This window comes from Paenirhodobacter populi (assembly GCF_004022215.1).
Taxonomy (GTDB): Bacteria; Pseudomonadota; Alphaproteobacteria; order Rhodobacterales; family Rhodobacteraceae; genus Rhodobacter; species Rhodobacter populi.
The window spans coordinates 1-2034 of the sequence record NZ_SAUZ01000066.1 but is presented as its reverse complement, the minus strand read 5'-3'; the positions used below and the strand labels follow the sequence as shown (position 1 = coordinate 2034).

The window sequence follows — 2034 nt, the reverse complement described above, 5'->3', positions numbered from 1 at the left end:
GAAACGACCACACAGCGCATTGGGCTACAGACCACCGGCTCCGGAAGCCATCATCGCGATGGACCTGAGGCTGCTCATCCACTAACTTTCAAAATGGACCACTCAAGTGGGGCTGATCATAACCGCCCCCTGCGCAAAGGGGCTTCGCTGGTGTTTGATCCCACGGTTTGATGGTGCGATCCTTTCTTTGGAATGGAAGGATGCCCTATGGGACAAATTCGTCATGGCAGCGCCACGACCACGCACGCTGTCCGAGCAACAATACAGCGATCGCAAGCTTCGCTCGCGCGGCTGAGCCGGGAGCTGGGCATCAACCCCAAGACCGTCGCGAAGTGGCGCAAGCGCGCGACGGTTGAGGATATGAAGACCGGGCCGTCAGAACCGCGATCGCCGTCCTGACTGCGGCCCAGGAGGCGATGGTCGTGGCATTTCGGCGCCATACGCTACTTCCATTAGACGACTGCCTGCCGCGCGACAAACAGGATGAGATTCAGCGACAAACAGGATGAGACGGGGCGCCGTGTGCGTGTCGGAGATAGGGCGTAGCCCGACCGGAGGCATGCACACGGCGCTTTGCCCGATTTTCCGGGGTCTGTGATCGCGGTCGGCCCGTTACGCTGGTGGTTTTCTGGACTGGAGAACCCCCTTTGTGCCCGGTCGCCATGTAACCGATCATCAGACGAGGCTTTTCATGAAGCTGAGACAAGACCACTCCATCGAGCTTGCCGCCGCGAAGGCGGGGCTCAGCCGGGCCACGGGCTACTGGGTTGCAAAGGACCCGCGACTTCCCTCGCAAAAGGAGGAACCGCGCGGTAGCCGTCGCGCGGACCTTCTCGCACAAATATTCGATGCCGAGGTGGTGCCGATGCTGCAGTCGGCTCCCGGATTGCGGCCCGTCGCCATCTATGACGAGATGCTGCGCCGTCATCCCGAGCTGCTGCCGGGCATCCGTCGAACACTGGAGCGCCGGATCCGATCCTGGCGCGCCATTCACGGCGAAGATCAGGATGTCATCTTCCGACAGGTTCACGAGCCGGGGCGGTTCGGGCTGTCGGACTTCACCGATATGGGGCCGCTCGGTGTGACAATCGTTGGCCGGCCGATCGACCATCTGCTTTACCACTTCCGGCTTCCATGGTCGGGGTTCGAGCATGGCCATGTCATTCTGGGCGGGGAAAGCTTCGTCGCCCTTGCCGAAGGTTTGCAAAACGCGCTGTGGTCAGCGGGCGGCGCACCGGCCTATCATCGCACTGACAGCCTTTCGGCCGCGTTCCGCAATCTGGATGCCGAGGCCAGCGACGACCTGACCACACGTTACGAGGCCCTTTGCGCCCATTATCGCATGACGCCCACGCGTAACAACAAGGGCGTAACCCACGAGAACGGCGCAATCGAAAGCGCCCACGGCCATCTCAAGGCAGCCGTCCGGGACGCACTTCTGATGCGCGGCAGCGCCGACTTTGATGACCTCGGCCGCTATCGGGCCTTTATTGATGAGATCGTCGGTCGCAGGAACGCGACCAGGGGCAAGGGGATCGCCGCGGAGCGCCCCCATTTGCGGGATTTGCCGGGGCAACGCACCACGGATTTTGAAGAGGTTATCGTCACGGTGACCAGCACCGGCGGCTTCACCTTGCGCAAGGTCTTTTACACGGTGCCGTCCCGCCTGATCGGGCACCGGCTGCGGGTGCGCCTCTTCGATGATCGGCTGGAGGTCTTCAGCGGCGGAACCCAGAGGTGGCTGCGGAAATCTGAACAGCCGGGATAAGTGGATTTTCCGCGCAACGGCAGCATGATGCTGCGAGCGAGGAGAAGACCATGGGAAGACGACCGCGCCGGAACCACAGCCCGGCCTTCAAGGCGAAAGTGGCGGTAGCAGCGATCAAGGGCGAGAAGACCATGATCGAGCTGGCGCAAGTGTCAACGGCGGCGCAAAAGTCGGCCACGGCGGCGGAGCAAAACCAGGCCAGTTGGTGAGGATGTGCGCCATGGCGCGCGCGTTTTCCACGTAGCCGGCGCGTGGCATGGCGCACT

The 2034-nt window shown here is 62.5% G+C and carries 1 protein-coding gene and 2 pseudogenes; all 3 read left to right on the top strand.

The window, feature by feature from the left end:
* Nucleotides 1–207: 207 nt before the first annotated feature.
* A pseudogene (locus tag D2T30_RS23885) lies at nt 208–467 on the top strand (transposase); the annotation flags it as partial.
* A 182-nt stretch (nt 468–649) separates the two neighbouring features.
* Nucleotides 650–1732: pseudogene (gene istA, locus D2T30_RS22785) on the top strand (IS21 family transposase); the annotation flags it as partial.
* Nucleotides 1733–1818: 86 nt separating this feature from the next.
* The gene (locus D2T30_RS23320; protein ID WP_164884413.1) at nt 1819–1977 is read left to right on the top strand and encodes a hypothetical protein; all 159 of its coding nucleotides are present in this window, start codon (nt 1819–1821) and stop codon (nt 1975–1977) included.
* Nucleotides 1978–2034: the final 57 nt, after the last annotated feature.

Coding starts and splice junctions, on each gene's coding strand:
- D2T30_RS23320 (WP_164884413.1), top strand. CDS start 1,819: ATGGGAAGACGACCGCGCCGGAACCACAGCCCGGCCTTCAAGGCGAAA.